The organism is Pseudomonas sp. HP_01 (assembly GCF_055284355.1).
Genome location: NZ_JBTOPV010000089.1, coordinates 35474 through 49225, shown reverse-complemented (window position 1 = coordinate 49225; position 13752 = coordinate 35474). Strand labels below are relative to the sequence as shown.

Here is a 13752-nt window from a genome sequence, read left to right as displayed (position 1 = left end):
ATGGTGTCGAAAAAAATCTGAATTATTTCCTCCGCTTACGACGAACACTGTCTGCGAAGGGTTATTCGGCAGGGGGAACGTAGCCGTCGGCCTTGGCGTATTCCTCGCCGGACAGGTATTTGTCCATCTCGGTCTGCAGGAATTTGCGATCTTCGGCGTTCATCATGTTCAGGCGACGCTCGTTGATCAGCAGGGTCTGGTGTTTCTGCCAGTCGGCCCAGGCTTTCTGCGAGACATGGTTGAAGATGTCTTCACCTTTGGCGCCCGGATACGGCGGACGGTCCAGGCCAGGCAATTCTTCTTTGTATTTGCGGCACATCACGGTGCGGGTCATGAGGACTCTCCTGCATTCAATACGTCGGCTGCGTTTTTCAGCAGTTTCTTCACCGGGGCGGCAAGGCCCAGGCGCGGCGGGGTGGCGAGGTTATACCAGAGCCAGTCGTCCTCGGCCACGTGGTGGGCGGACTCACGGACCCGGACCAGCCAGGGTTCGATGCTCAGCTGAAAGTGGCTGAATGTGTGGATCAGGCCCGGCAAGGCTTGATGTTCGCCCAGTTCAAGGGCGTGCTGATCGGCCAGATGCTGCATGTCGTCGAAGTCGTCCAGCTCCGGCAGGCTCCACAGCCCGCCCCACAGCCCGGTGGAAGGGCGGCGATACAGCAGAATCGCGCCTTCGTCGTTGGCGAAGATCGGCATCAAGGTGCGCTTTTGCGGCACGACCTTGCGCGGTTTAGGGATGGGATAGCGGGTTTCCTGCCCGAGCATGTGCGCTTCGCAGCCACGCTCAAGGGGGCAGAGCAGGCAACTGGGTTTGGTCCGAGTGCAGAGCGTGGCGCCCAGGTCCATCATCGCCTGGGTGTAGTGATTGACCCGGCAGTGCGGCGTGTAGCGCTCAGCCGTGGCCCACATCTGCTTCGCCACTTTGGGCTCGCCGGGATAGCCTTCCTGGGCGGTGAAGCGGGCGAGCACGCGCTTGACGTTGCCATCGAGGATCGGCGCGCGCAGGCCCATGCTGATGCTGGCAATCGCGCCTGCCGTAGAAAGGCCGATACCGGGCAGCTCTACGAGCTTTTCCACGTCGCGGGGGAATTCACCGCCGTGCTCGGCCACCACGATTTTCGCGGCCTTCTGCAGGTTGCGCGCGCGGGTGTAGTACCCCAGACCGGTCCACAGATGCAGGACCTCATCTTCCGGCGCTTCGGCCAAAGCCTGCACGGTGGGCAGCGCTTCCATGAATTTATCGAAATAGCCCAGCACCGTGCTGACCTGGGTTTGCTGCAGCATGATTTCCGACACCCACACGCGGTACGGGGTGATGTCGTGTTGCCAGGGGAGATCGTGACGGCCGTGACGGTCGTACCAGTCGATAACGGCGGATGAGAACTGCTCGGGTTGCATCAAGGGTTCCGGTGATCAAGAAAGTGGGGTTGCATCGCTCACTTCAAAGGGCGCTTGCCAGCAAATGGGTTGGGGCAGCGACACAAATGGTCTCTGACCTGAAGCCTTCGCGGGCAAGCGCGCTCCTACAGTTCGTTCTGCAGCGCCTGTTGAATGGGCTTAACGCTTGAACAATCCCTTGATCGCGTCCTTGAGCTCGGGACTGACCTTGTCCCCCAGCTTTTCATCGATCTTGTCGCCAATCCGGTCGCCTGCCAGTTTCGCAGCGACCTTGCCCAGACCGTCGTTATCCAGACGACAGGCCTTGGCGCCCATCTCCAGCGGGCCACGGCAGAGCACCGGCCATTCGATGCCGACAAAGCGCGGGTTCACTTCGCAGGCCGGGTCCGGCATGTCGCTCTTGTCACCTTCGATGATCACGCCGACGCGGTAGTTCATCCCCATGACGCGCAGGTCGATGTCGCCATCGCCGTTGACGGTCAGGCCCGGGGTGCGGACTTTCAGATCCGGGTTGCTGGCCACGCCGTTGCGGAACAGCAGATTCCCGTTGAGCTGCTGGAAGGGCGTGTCCTTGCCGCGCGGTTCGCCGCTCAAGGTCTTGCGGTTAAGCGTCGATATGCCACGGCAGAGCTGCTGCTCAAGGTTCGCGTTAACCAGCACGCCGTCGTTCAGTGCAAAACTGGCGGTACCGTTGAGACTCTCGACCAGCGCCTTCTCGCTGTTGCCCTTGGCGGTCACGTCGCTGGTGAGGTTGAGCAGGCCGCGCAGAGGCGGCGTGGTGCCCTGGCTCTGAATGAAGTGCTCCACCGGCACCTTGGCGATGCGGGTCTGAACGCTCGCCAGCGGCACCTCGGGACGCGCGTCGAGATTGCCTTTGACCTCGAAGTTACCGTTGTACAGATCGCCGCGCAGGCTGTTGACCGTGATCACGCCGTCGAGCGCCGAGGTTTTCAGCGCCGCATTCTGGATCGGCAGTTTCTCCAGAGTCAGCTTGCCGAAGCTCAGATCAGCATCGACGTCCAGTTTGCGCAGGCGCTCGATCGGCAGCAGCTTCGCGTCACTCCAGGCGCCTTGGGTTGGCTGACTCGGCAAAGGGGAGGTGCCCGATGCAACCATGGCTTCGGCCTCGGCGCCCTGAACTTCGGCTTTGCGAGCGGCGCCTGCGCCCTTGGATTGTTCACTCTCGGGCATGCGATAGCGGTCGGCGTTGAACGTGTCGGCCTTGAGTTGAAGACGAAGGGACTGCTTGGCGAAATCCTCCACGGCGATGTGACCGCTGATGGTGCTGTCGTCGAGTTTCACCGTGAGGTCATCCAGCGCCACGCTGTTGGGCGTTGCCGCGATGCGGGTGACCAGTTCCAGTTTGTTCAGGCTGCCGTCGCCAAGGGTTGGCGCAGGCTGACCGATGTTGTCGAGGAAGTCGCGCAGGTTGAACTGGGCAATCGAAATGCCCCCGGTGAGCTGCGGGGTCTTGTCCAGATCACGCACATGCAACTCGCCGAGGGCGCGCAGCTGGTTGGCGGACAGCTTCAGGTTGGTCCATTCCGCGACGTTGGCGGACATGTCTGCCAGCAACTGGCCCTGGGCAGAGAACGTCAGGGTCTTGCCCTGCAGCGGATCGCCCGTCACATCGCCGGAGAAGCGCATGTCGTCGAGCTGGTAACGCTTGAGCGCGCGATCGAAGCGCAGCTTGCCGGTCAGTTCGGTTTTGGTGCGCACGACGGGTTGATTGGTGCTGAGGAAGGCGGTCAGTTTCAGCGGGATATCGGTCGCGTTGTGAATCGGGCCGGTGCTCAGCTGAATGCTCTCGGCGGTGAACTGCCGGGCCTTGGGAATATCGTTGAAGTCGATCCGCGCGTTGTTCACGGTCAGGCTGTCGATGTCCAGCTTGAGCGGCTGCCATGGCTTGTCAGGCTTGGCCGACGCGGTATCGGCCGGCGCATCAGGCGCGGCCGGCGGCTGGGCAGGATTGGCCACAGTGGCGGGGACCTTGCCGATGTCTTCCCAGTTGCCGTGGCCGTTTTCATCGCGGGTCAGCGTCAGATTCAGGCCCTCGACGCGCACGTCGCTCATCTGCACTTCCTTGCGCAGCAGCGGAAGCACGCGCACGGACAGCCCGAGCATCTGCAGGTCGGCGAAGGGCTTGGACGGCTCGCTCAAGGTGGCGACGCTGGCGTCGTGCAGCTCCAGGCCAAGCCACGGAAACAGACTCCAGCCGATATCGCCATTGAGCGTCAGCTCGACATGGGCGCGATCGCGAACCAGTTTTCGAATCTCGTCTTTGTAGTCGTTGGGATCAAAAAAGTGGGTCAGGGCAAAGCCGAGAGCCACGATGATCAGCAACAGCCCGAGAAGAGTGAGCCCCAGGATTTTGCCGAACGCTTTCATGGGCGAGTCCTTGTGTCGAGTCGTTCAAAATTTAGCCCGCGAGTATAGCGTCCTCACGCAGGCATCGGGTTCTGGATCGCCACAGACGCCGCCCATCGAGTTGTCAGGCGACCTGCACAGTGACAGACGGCGCTAAAAAGGTAATAGCAGAATGCTTTCTTTTAGGCCGCAAATGGTAATCTCGCGCCATTCGCCAGCTTTGCTGCGTCGAATTGTCACGTAAAGAGATGTGCTGCCGATAAACCACCAAGGCCTGTGTGCTTTAAGAGTGGTGGCGGAGCTATATCGCTGTTCTTACGGGATAAAACTATAAATTGGGGGCAACAAATAAGATGACTACGAGCACTGCTCTGGGCGGCACTGCCGCTCAGCCTGCGTTCTTGTCCAAAGAGCGCATTATCGCCAAGCGCGGTTTCAACCGTTGGCTGGTTCCGCCGGCTGCATTGGCAATCCACCTGTGTATCGGCATGGCCTACGGCTTCTCGGTGTTCTGGCTGCCGCTGTCCAAGGCAATCGGCATCAAGACCGCTGTCGCCTGCCCGGCTGACATGGGTTTCTTCGAGCAAGTCATTTCGTCCAGTTGTGATTGGCCGATCTCCATGCTCGGCTGGATCTACACCCTGTTCTTCATTTTCCTGGGTTGCTCCGCAGCCATCTGGGGCGGCTGGCTGGAACACGCAGGCCCGCGCAAGGCCGGTGTCGTATCGGCACTGTGCTGGTGTGGTGGTCTGCTGATCTCGGCGCTGGGCGTTTATACGCACCAGATCTGGCTGATGTGGATCGGCTCGGGTGTGATCGGCGGTATCGGTCTGGGCCTGGGTTATATCTCGCCGGTCTCGACGCTGATCAAGTGGTTCCCGGACAAGCGCGGCATGGCGACCGGCATGGCGATCATGGGTTTCGGCGGTGGCGCGATGGTTGGCGCTCCGCTGGCAACCGCTTTGATGAGCCACTTCGCCACGCCTGACAGCGTCGGTGTCTGGCAGAGCTTCGCGGTGATGGCGGTGATTTACTTCATCTTCATGATCGGCGGCGCACTGTCGTACCGCGTTCCGCCTACCGGCTGGAAACCTGAAGGCTGGACCGCTCCGGCGAAGAAAGCCAACAGCGCGATGATCACCAATCGCCACGTGCACGTCAGCGTTGCGTGGAAAACCCCGCAATTCCGTCTGGTCTGGCTGGTGCTGTGCCTGAACGTTTCGGCGGGTATCGGCATCCTCGGCATGGCTTCGCCACTGCTGCAGGAAGTGTTCGGCGGCAAGCTGCTGGGCACCGATCAGCCGTTCGGGCAGCTGGATGCTTCGCAACTGGCGGCCATCGCGGCCATCGCGGCGGGCTTCACCGGTCTGCTGAGCCTGTTCAACATCGGCGGTCGTTTCTTCTGGGCATCCTTCTCGGACTACATCGGCCGTAAAGCCACCTACTTCGTGTTCTTCGCGCTGGGCTTTTTGCTCTATGCGTCGGTGCCGACACTGGGTCACCTGGGCAGCGTTGCGCTGTTCGTGGCGGCGTTCTGCGTCGTGCTGTCGATGTACGGCGGCGGTTTTGCGACCGTTCCGGCTTACCTGGCTGACCTGTTCGGTACGCAAATGGTGGGTGCGATCCACGGTCGTCTGTTGACCGCATGGGCTGCGGCCGGCGTGCTCGGCCCTGTATTGGTGAACTACCTGCGTGAGTATCAGTTGAGCCACGGCGTTGCACGTGCCGACGCTTACGACATCACCCTGTACATCCTCGCGGGGCTGCTGGTGCTGGGCTTCATCTGCAACCTGCTGGTGCGTCCGGTGGCCGACAAGTACTTCATGACTGACGAGCAATTGAAGGCTGAGCAAGCTTTCGGTCACGATGTCGGCGCCGATCACAGCACTTCGCTGGAATGGAAAGCCGATCCAAGCACCAAGCCACTGGCGATTCTGGCCTGGCTGGCAGTGGGCATTCCGTTGGCGTGGGGCGTGTGGATCACTCTGCAGAAGACTGCGGTGTTGTTTCACTAAAACCTTCGCGGTGTCGGCCTGACCATCGTCGGGCCGACACCCTATAGGAGCGCGCTTGCCCGCGATGACGGTGTGTCAGGCACTACATGCGTGACAGACGAATCGCAATCGCGGGCAAGCGCGCTCCTACAGTTGGCGGCGGCTTGTGCTGGCTTGTACGCACATGTCTAGCGCTTGGGGCCCCGCATTCCCCCGGTCCGGCATTGCTCGCTTCATGTTTCTGTTTCCCCGCCACACGCCTATAATGGCCGCCTTTTCGCCCAATGATTTTGCGGAGTTGGTGATGGCCGAACGTATGGTGTTCGTCGAGCGCGACACCCTGGAAACCCAGATCAAAGCCTCGATCAACCTGGATGGCACCGGAAAGTCCCGATTCGATATCGGCGTTCCTTTCCTTGAGCACATGCTCGACCAGATCGCCCGTCACGGGCTTATCGATCTGGACATCGAATGCAAAGGCGACCTGCATATCGACGATCACCACACTGTGGAAGATGTCGGCATCACGCTGGGTCAAGCGTTCAGCAAAGCCATTGGCGACAAAAAAGGCATCCGTCGCTACGGCCACGCCTACGTCCCGCTGGATGAAGCGCTGTCGCGCGTGGTCATCGACTTCTCCGGTCGGCCCGGCCTGCAGATGCACGTCCCTTACACCCGCGCTACCGTCGGCGGCTTCGATGTTGACCTGTTCCAGGAATTCTTCCAGGGCTTCGTCAACCACGCCAACGTCACGCTGCACATCGACAACCTGCGCGGCCACAACACCCACCACCAGATCGAAACTGTCTTCAAGGCGTTCGGCCGTGCGTTGCGCATGGCGGTAGAGCTCGACGACCGCATGGCTGGCCAGATGCCGTCGACCAAAGGCGTGCTGTAATGCAGACCGTTGCCGTTATCGACTATGGCATGGGCAATCTGCACTCGGTTGCCAAGGCGCTGGAGCACGTCGGCGCCGGTCGCGTGCTGATCACCAGCGATGCCGACGTGATCCGTGAAGCTGACCGCATCGTGTTTCCCGGTGTCGGCGCGATTCGTGACTGCATGGCGGAAATTCGTCGCTTGGGCTTCGATGCCCTGGTGCGTGAAGTCAGTCAGGACCGTCCGTTTCTTGGCATCTGCGTGGGCATGCAGGCGCTGATGGAGCGCAGTGAAGAGAGTGGCGGCGTCGATTGCATCGGCGTTTTGCCCGGCCAGGTGCGCTTCTTTGGCAAGGATCTTCACGAAGACGGCGAGCACCTGAAAGTCCCGCACATGGGCTGGAACGAAGTGGCGCAGGCCGTCGACCACCCGCTGTGGGCCAACATTCCGGACATGGCGCGGTTCTACTTCGTACACAGCTACTACATCGAATCGCCGAACGCGCAGCAGATCGTCGGTCGTGGCCATTACGGTCATGACTTCGCCGCTGCATTGGCCGATGGCTCACGCTTCGCCGTGCAATTCCACCCCGAGAAGAGCCACACCCATGGCCTGCAGTTGCTGCAGAACTTCGCGGCGTGGGACGGCCGCAGGTAATGAGCAAGAAGAGCAAACCGCCGATTCTGACCCTCACTCCCGAGCAGGAGAGCGAGGCGTGCCACACGATCAAGCGGTTCATGGAAGACCGTTTCGAGCTGGACCTGGGTTCGTTCGAAGCGGCTGAAATTCTGGAATTGTTCACCCGCGAGATCGCGCCGCATTACTACAACCGGGCGATCTTCGATGTTCAGACGCACCTCAAGGAGCGTTTCGAAAGCATCGAAAGCGACCTGTGGGCGTTGGAGAAGAGCAGCTAGAAACGCCAGGTTTCGAGCTGCAAGAATTGATAGATGCGCAGTCTTGCAGCGTAAAGCGCGCGGCTCGCAGCTCTTTTGACGAAGGAAAAAGAATGCTCATTATTCCCGCGATCGACCTAAAAGACGGTGCCTGTGTACGACTGCGCCAGGGTCGGATGGAAGATTCCACGGTGTTCTCCGATGATCCGGTGAGCATGGCTGCCAAATGGGTAGAGGGCGGTTGCCGTCGCTTGCACCTGGTCGACCTGAACGGTGCGTTCGAAGGCCAGCCGGTCAATGGCGACGTCGTGACGGCGATTGCGCGTCGTTACCCGAACCTGCCGATCCAGATCGGCGGCGGGATTCGTTCGCTGGAAACCATCGAGCACTACGTCAAAGCCGGCGTGAGTTACGTGATCATCGGCACCAAAGCGGTCAAGGACCCTGACTTCGTCGCCGAAGCCTGCCGGGCGTTCCCGGGCAAAGTGATCGTGGGCCTGGATGCCAAAGACGGCTTCGTCGCCACCGACGGCTGGGCTGAAGTCAGCACCGTGCAGGTGATCGATCTGGCCAAGCGTTTCGAAGCCGACGGCGTCTCGGCCATCGTTTATACCGATATCGCCAAAGACGGCATGATGCAGGGCTGCAACGTCCCGTTCACCGCCGCGCTGGCCGCCGCGACCCGCATTCCGGTAATCGCCTCGGGCGGCATTCATAACCTGGGCGACATCAAGGCCCTGCTCGACGCCAAGGCACCGGGCATCATCGGCGCAATCACCGGCCGTGCGATCTATGAAGGCACGCTGGATGTGGCTGAGGCCCAGGCGTTTTGTGATTCGTACAAAGGCTGACTGGCACGCTCCCCTGTAGGAGTGAGCTTGCTCGCGATGCCCCGTGTCAGTCAGCAAACACATGTCTGACAGACCGCTATCGCGAGCAAGCTCACTCCTACAGGAGCGGGCTTCAAATCAGAATGTTGTGATGTTGGGCAGATTCCCAACCGTTTTCGGAGAACTGGCCCATGGCCCTCGCCAAACGCATCATCCCTTGCCTCGACGTCGACAACGGCCGTGTGGTCAAGGGCGTGAAGTTCGAGAACATCCGCGACGCCGGTGATCCGGTCGAGATTGCCCGGCGTTATGACGAGCAGGGTGCCGACGAAATTACCTTCCTCGACATCACCGCCAGCGTCGATGGCCGCGATACCACGCTGCACACCGTCGAGCGCATGGCCAGTCAGGTGTTCATCCCGCTGACCGTGGGCGGCGGCGTGCGCACCGTGCAGGACATTCGAAACCTGTTGAACGCCGGTGCGGACAAGGTTTCGATCAACACCGCGGCGGTGTTCAATCCCGAGTTCGTCGGTGAAGCCGCTGCCCGCTTCGGCTCTCAGTGCATCGTGGTAGCCATCGATGCCAAGAAGGTCTCGCTTCCCGGCGAAACCCCGCGCTGGGAAATCTTCACCCACGGCGGTCGCAAGCCGACCGGCCTGGACGCGGTGATGTGGGCGAAGAAGATGGAAGATCTGGGCGCCGGCGAAATCCTGCTCACCAGCATGGACCAGGACGGCATGAAGAACGGCTTCGACCTGGGTGTGACCCGTGCCATCAGCGATGCGCTGGGCATCCCGGTCATTGCTTCCGGCGGCGTCGGCAATCTGCAGCATCTGGCAGATGGCGTGCTGGAAGGTCATGCCAGCGCGGTGCTGGCGGCGAGTATCTTTCACTTCGGCGAATACACCGTGCCGGAAGCCAAGGCGTTCATGGCGGCGCAAGGGATCGTGGTTCGCTGACTGGCTGCGTGGTTCAGAGCGACGAGGCACGTTCGCTCTGAAACCAACCACGCCCGCCGCCGAACTGGACTTTGCAGGCCGTTAGCGGCACTCTTTTGCCGTCGTCAGGATCAGGTGCCAGGGATATGTTCAAAGGTGTTTTTCTCGCACTGATCAGCGTCGCGACGTTGCTGTCAGGAGCCGTCCGGGCCGACGATACGCCTGCCTATTCAATGGTCCTGCTGACCGAAAACTTCCCTCCTTACAACATGGCCACCGACGGCAAGAATTTCGCCCAGGAAGCCAACATCAAGGGCATCGCCGTCGAGGTGGTGCGCGAAACTTTCAAGCGCGCCGGCATCGGCTACAACCTGACCCTGCGCTTTCCCTGGGATCGCATCTACAAACTGGCGATGGAAAATCCCGGTTACGGCGTGTTCGTGACCGCGCGATTGCCCGAGCGCGAAAAGCTCTTCAAGTGGGTCGGACCGATCGGCCCTGACGACTGGATTCTGCTGGCGCGCGCTGACAGCCCGATCCAGCTGAGCACGCTTGAGGCAGCGCGGCCTTACCGAATCGGCGCCTATAAAGGCGACGCCATTGCGATGGAGCTTGCGCGTCAGGGCATGAAGCCGATCACGGTGCTCAGCGACAAAGACAACGCCAGAAAACTGGTCGACGGTCAGCTCGACTTATGGGCCACCGGCGATCCGGCGGGGCGATACCTGGCGCGGCAAGAAGGCATCACGGGATTGAAAACCGTGCTGCGTTTCAACAGTGCTGAACTGTTTCTGGCCCTGAACAAAGAAACCCCGGATGCAGTGGTCCAGCGGCTGCAACGTGCGCTGGATCAGCTGCGCAAGGAAGGCGTGGTCGATTCGATTTTCGCCAAGTACCTCTAATGACTTCCAGCACCTCTGGCGAAACGCCTTCGGCCTAGCGATAACGCCCGTTCTTGCCATGGCCGGCCATCGCCTCATTTCCGCGCTCAGTGACCATGTGGCGGATCTCGATCAGCTCTATCCCTTGGGATTTAAGCGTGGGCAGCTCGCGCTCAAGCACATCCAGTGTTACCGGATAGGGATGGCCGATCATCACCGCCGAGCCTTGCTTATGCGCCAGTTTAATTGCCGTCTGAAGCTGGCCGCTAATGGCCTCTGCGGTGCGCTCGTCGTCCAGGAAGACGTCGCGGGACACGCTCGCCAGACCGATTTTCTGCGCCTCGGCGGCGGCAACGGTTTTGGCGCTGGTGCGGCTATCCACCAGAAACAGGTGGCGGCGCTGCAACTCGCCCACCAGCCAGCCCATGGCCACCGGCTCCGCCGTCATACGGCTGCCCATGTGGTTGTTGATGCCTGCGGCGTAGGGGACTTTCAACAGCGCGGCGTTCAGACGCGATTCGAGTTCTGGCAGCGGCAGTTCGGGATGCCAGGCGTATGGCCCGGTGGCCGGGTCCATGGGCATGTGCAGCATGACCGTCTTGCCAGCCTTGTGCGCCTGACGGGCAAATTCGGTGGCATGGGGCGTGTCGGGCATGATCGCCAGCGTGACGGGGCCGGGAAGGGCCAGCGCGCGGCTGTCTCGTTCAGAGTTTTGTCCGAGATCGTCGATGATCAAGCTGAGATAAGCGACCTTCGGCGCTTTGCCGCCGGTCGCTGAGGATTCGGCGGGCGCTGCGTGTGCAGCACCCGTCGTCACGGCAAGGGCGCAGATGAGCCCGGTTAACCAGACGCGCACCTCAATTGCCGCGCGTGACACTCAAGCCCTTGAGCAAGCTGAGCGCCTGGTTCATCTGGTAGTCATCGTCCTGCGGACGCGCCTTGCCAGCCTTGGCTTTGGTGGTCGGCTTGTCCGCGCCGCCGTTGCCGTTGCCCAGGTGGCCGAGCAGATCGGCCTCTTTGTAGTTGTCGCTATCGGCTTCGGCGGTGAGCTTCGCGCGTTTGACCTCGATGTCCGGGTTGATGCCCTGGGCCTGAATCGAGCGACCGTTAGGCGTGTAGTACAACGCCGTGGTGATCTTCAGTGCGCGGTCGTTGGCCAGCGGCAGAACGGTTTGCACCGAGCCTTTGCCGAATGTATCGGTGCCCATCAGGATGCCGCGTTTCTGGTCTTGCAGGGCGCCGGCGACGATTTCCGACGCCGAGGCGCTGCCACCGTTGATCAGCACGACGAGAGGTACGCCTTCGCTGGCGTCGGCGGGATCTGCCGAGAAGCGCAGTTCCGAGTTGGCGATGCGGCCTTTGGTGTAAACGATCAGGCCCTTGGTCAGGAAGTGGTCAGCCACTTCAACCGCCGCCTGCAAGACACCGCCCGGGTTGTTACGCAGGTCGAGGATCAGGCCGCTCATCTTCTTGCCGTTGTCCTTGCGCAGCTTGGCCAGTGCCTTGCCGACTTCTTCACCGGTCTTGACCTGGAACTGGGTGATGCGGATGTAGCCGTAACCCGGCTCCAGCATTTGCGCCTTCACGCTTTTGACCTGAATGGTCGCGCGCGCCAGCGTCACATCGAACGGGGTGCCGCCGTCACGCACCAGCGTCAGGGTAATCTTCTCGCCGAGCTTGCCGCGCATCTTGTCCACGGCTTCCTGCATCGTCTGGCCCTGGGTCGGCGTGCCGTTGATCTTCACGATCAAGTCACCTGCCTCAATGCCGGCCTTGGACGCAGGGGTGTCATCAATAGGGGAGACCACTTTGACGAAGCCGTCTTCGACGCCCACTTCGATACCCAACCCGCCGAACTCGCCGCTGGTGCTTTCCTGCAACTCCTGGAAATCTTCCGGGCCCAGATAAGCGGAGTGAGGGTCGAGGTTGCTGAGCATGCCCTTGATGGCATTTTCCAGCAGGGTCTTGTCATCCACGGGTTCGACGTACGCCGCTTTGATCCGGTCCATGACCTCGGCGAAGGTGCGCAGCTCGTCGAGCGGCAGCGGCGCCTTGATGTTCGCGGCGTTGGCGGGCGCAGTGGCGGCGGGCGCAGGAGCAGGGGCGGCACCGGCAGCCTGGGCCAGAGGAGCGCCGATAACCACGGCGATAGTCAGGGCCAGCGAGGTGAGGCGGGACGAAAACAGCATGTCTTACGAACTCCTGAGTGAGGTGTCGACTTATCCTTGAGTGCGACACCATTGGGCCGGATCACTAGGGCGACCCTGCTGACGAATAGCGAAATACAACGCCGGAGTGTCCTGACCACCACCACTGTTACCGACAGTGGAGATCGCTTCTCCGGCTTTTACGACGTCACCGGCCTCTTTCAACAGGCTCTGGTTGTGACCGTACAGACTCAAATAACCATTACCGTGGTCGAGGATGACCAGAAGCCCGGCGCCACGCAACCAGTCGGCGAAGACCACCCGACCACCGTGCACCGCGCGGACCTGGCTGCCTGCAGCAGCACTGATCATCACGCCATCCCACTTGGTGCGTTCGTCATCGCCACGGCTTTCGCCGAATCGCGCCAACAATCGACCATCGACAGGCCAAGGAAGTTTTCCCTTCGCTTGCTCAAAAGCCCCGCCGTAGGACTGACCGGCACTGGAAACCATCGCGCCGGGCGTCTTGGTGGGACGACGAGGTGCTTCATCGCGGTCGTCCTTCCCGTCGTCTTTAGCCCGGTTTTTCGCCAGCGCTTCCTGCTCGCGCTGGCGTTTTTCGGCTTCCTGTTGCGCAAGCAACGCCTTCTGGCGCGCCTCTTCGGCTTCGCGGGCCTGACGGGCGAGGGTTTCTTCGATGGTTTTGAGGACTTTGGTCAGATCGGTTTGATCCTGCTGTCGCGATTGCAGCTTCTGGTCGCGGGCTTTGTAATCCTGATTCAGCTTGGCCAGCGCGACCTGACGTTCCTGGCGGACGGTGTCGAGCTGGGCCTTCTGGTCATCCAGCGAACTCTTCTGCACCAGAAGCTGCGCTTGCTGCAGGTCGATGTTTTTCTCGACATCGGCCAGCTGGCGCAGGGTTTCGTTGAAGCTGCGCAACTGCTCCAGGCGGGCCTTGCTCAGGTAATCGTAATAGGTGAGGGTGCGGGCGAATTTTTCGGGGTTCTGCTGATTGAGCAGCAGTTTGAGGTATTCCTGGCGGCCGCTCTGATAAGCAGCGCGGGCCTGGATGGCGATCAATCGTTGTTGTTCAACGCGTGCGCTCTGGAGTTTTTTTTTCTCCTGGTCGAGCCGTTGCAGCTCGCTTTCACTCTTTTTTAGTTCCTTTTGCAGGGCCTCCACCTGCTTTTCCAGCTTGCCCATTTCGGTTTCAGTGGAGCGCAGGTCCTTCTGGACACCGGACTTTTCTTCCTGCAACTGGCTCAGCGCTTTCTTCAGTTCGGTGATGTCCTGACGTGTGGCATCCAGCTGTTTCTGCGTTTGTGCGCGATCGTCGTCGGCGAAGGCCGGATTGAGCAGACAAATCAAGGCGAGGGTGATCAGGGCGCGAAGCATGAGGTTGGGCGATACCAGGAGTAA

At 60.9% G+C, this 13752-nt stretch carries 13 protein-coding genes; 7 read left to right on the top strand and 6 right to left on the bottom strand.

The features are described from left to right. Positions 1-61 precede the first annotated feature (61 nt). The 3 genes from ACYAR8_RS24975 to ACYAR8_RS24965 form a co-directional block, all read right to left on the bottom strand. Complete coding sequence (locus ACYAR8_RS24975; protein ID WP_074889835.1) at positions 62-334, bottom strand: oxidative damage protection protein; 273 nt, start codon at positions 332-334, stop codon at positions 62-64. Beyond that, positions 331-1398, bottom strand: a complete 1068-nt coding sequence (gene mutY / locus ACYAR8_RS24970; protein WP_463581364.1) for an A/G-specific adenine glycosylase — start codon at positions 1396-1398, stop codon at positions 331-333. Before mutY ends, ACYAR8_RS24975 begins: the two co-directional genes overlap by 4 nt. A gap of 159 nt (positions 1399-1557) precedes the next feature. Then, on the bottom strand, positions 1558-3786 hold the full coding sequence (locus ACYAR8_RS24965; RefSeq protein ID WP_463581363.1) for an AsmA family protein: 2229 nt from the start codon (positions 3784-3786) through the stop codon (positions 1558-1560). Positions 3787-4118: 332 nt separating this feature from the next. Here ACYAR8_RS24965 and ACYAR8_RS24960 point away from each other — a divergent pair, with 332 nt between their 5' ends. The 7 genes from ACYAR8_RS24960 to ACYAR8_RS24930 all read left to right on the top strand — a co-directional run bounded on the left by ACYAR8_RS24960 (position 4119) and on the right by ACYAR8_RS24930 (position 10207). Next, the gene (locus ACYAR8_RS24960; RefSeq protein WP_074889829.1) at positions 4119-5780 is read left to right on the top strand and encodes an OFA family MFS transporter; all 1662 of its coding nucleotides are present in this window, start codon (positions 4119-4121) and stop codon (positions 5778-5780) included. A gap of 283 nt (positions 5781-6063) precedes the next feature. Further along, positions 6064-6657 carry an imidazoleglycerol-phosphate dehydratase HisB gene (gene hisB, locus ACYAR8_RS24955; RefSeq protein WP_065987388.1) on the top strand — a complete coding sequence of 198 codons (594 nt, stop codon included), beginning with the start codon at positions 6064-6066 and terminating at the stop codon, positions 6655-6657. Continuing rightward, positions 6657-7295: an imidazole glycerol phosphate synthase subunit HisH gene (gene hisH, locus ACYAR8_RS24950; protein ID WP_074889826.1), complete on the top strand. Its 639-nt coding sequence runs from the start codon at positions 6657-6659 to the stop codon at positions 7293-7295. The genes hisB and hisH overlap by 1 nt, the downstream gene beginning before the upstream one ends. After that, positions 7295-7555, top strand: coding sequence for a DUF2164 domain-containing protein (locus ACYAR8_RS24945; protein ID WP_108122736.1), 261 nt, complete (start codon positions 7295-7297; stop codon positions 7553-7555). Before hisH ends, ACYAR8_RS24945 begins: the two co-directional genes overlap by 1 nt. A gap of 92 nt (positions 7556-7647) precedes the next feature. After that, positions 7648-8385, top strand: coding sequence for a 1-(5-phosphoribosyl)-5-[(5-phosphoribosylamino)methylideneamino]imidazole-4-carboxamide isomerase (gene hisA, locus ACYAR8_RS24940; RefSeq protein ID WP_427683128.1), 738 nt, complete (start codon positions 7648-7650; stop codon positions 8383-8385). A 170-nt stretch (positions 8386-8555) separates the two neighbouring features. Further along, on the top strand, positions 8556-9326 hold the full coding sequence (gene hisF / locus ACYAR8_RS24935; RefSeq protein ID WP_074889818.1) for an imidazole glycerol phosphate synthase subunit HisF: 771 nt from the start codon (positions 8556-8558) through the stop codon (positions 9324-9326). A 125-nt stretch (positions 9327-9451) separates the two neighbouring features. Further along, positions 9452-10207, top strand: a complete 756-nt coding sequence (locus ACYAR8_RS24930; RefSeq protein ID WP_463581362.1) for a substrate-binding periplasmic protein — start codon at positions 9452-9454, stop codon at positions 10205-10207. Between the two features lie 34 nt (positions 10208-10241). Here ACYAR8_RS24930 and ACYAR8_RS24925 read toward each other — a convergent pair whose 3' ends face one another. The 3 genes from ACYAR8_RS24925 to ACYAR8_RS24915 are packed head-to-tail and all read right to left on the bottom strand — an operon-like array spanning position 10242 to position 13728. Then, a complete protein-coding gene (locus ACYAR8_RS24925; protein WP_463581361.1) occupies positions 10242-11042 on the bottom strand; it encodes a divergent polysaccharide deacetylase family protein in 801 nt (266 codons plus the stop codon). 1 nt (position 11043) lies between these two features. Beyond that, a complete protein-coding gene (locus ACYAR8_RS24920; protein WP_074889810.1) occupies positions 11044-12375 on the bottom strand; it encodes a S41 family peptidase in 1332 nt (443 codons plus the stop codon). A gap of 30 nt (positions 12376-12405) precedes the next feature. Next, on the bottom strand, positions 12406-13728 hold the full coding sequence (locus ACYAR8_RS24915) for a murein hydrolase activator EnvC family protein (protein WP_463581360.1): 1323 nt from the start codon (positions 13726-13728) through the stop codon (positions 12406-12408). Positions 13729-13752 lie beyond the last annotated feature (24 nt).

What these genes read in the sequence shown, in the direction of transcription:
- ACYAR8_RS24930 (WP_463581362.1), top strand. Translation starts at nt 9,452, where the DNA reads ATGTTCAAAGGTGTTTTTCTCGCACTGATCAGCGTCGCGACGTTGCTG.
- hisA (WP_427683128.1), top strand. Translation starts at nt 7,648, where the DNA reads ATGCTCATTATTCCCGCGATCGACCTAAAAGACGGTGCCTGTGTACGA.
- mutY (WP_463581364.1), bottom strand. Translation starts at nt 1,398, where the DNA reads ATGCAACCCGAGCAGTTCTCATCCGCCGTTATCGACTGGTACGACCGT.
- ACYAR8_RS24945 (WP_108122736.1), top strand. Translation starts at nt 7,295, where the DNA reads ATGAGCAAGAAGAGCAAACCGCCGATTCTGACCCTCACTCCCGAGCAG.
- ACYAR8_RS24965 (WP_463581363.1), bottom strand. Translation starts at nt 3,786, where the DNA reads ATGAAAGCGTTCGGCAAAATCCTGGGGCTCACTCTTCTCGGGCTGTTG.
- hisF (WP_074889818.1), top strand. Translation starts at nt 8,556, where the DNA reads ATGGCCCTCGCCAAACGCATCATCCCTTGCCTCGACGTCGACAACGGC.
- ACYAR8_RS24920 (WP_074889810.1), bottom strand. Translation starts at nt 12,375, where the DNA reads ATGCTGTTTTCGTCCCGCCTCACCTCGCTGGCCCTGACTATCGCCGTG.
- ACYAR8_RS24960 (WP_074889829.1), top strand. Translation starts at nt 4,119, where the DNA reads ATGACTACGAGCACTGCTCTGGGCGGCACTGCCGCTCAGCCTGCGTTC.
- hisB (WP_065987388.1), top strand. Translation starts at nt 6,064, where the DNA reads ATGGCCGAACGTATGGTGTTCGTCGAGCGCGACACCCTGGAAACCCAG.
- hisH (WP_074889826.1), top strand. Translation starts at nt 6,657, where the DNA reads ATGCAGACCGTTGCCGTTATCGACTATGGCATGGGCAATCTGCACTCG.
- ACYAR8_RS24915 (WP_463581360.1), bottom strand. Translation starts at nt 13,728, where the DNA reads ATGCTTCGCGCCCTGATCACCCTCGCCTTGATTTGTCTGCTCAATCCG.
- ACYAR8_RS24975 (WP_074889835.1), bottom strand. Translation starts at nt 334, where the DNA reads ATGACCCGCACCGTGATGTGCCGCAAATACAAAGAAGAATTGCCTGGC.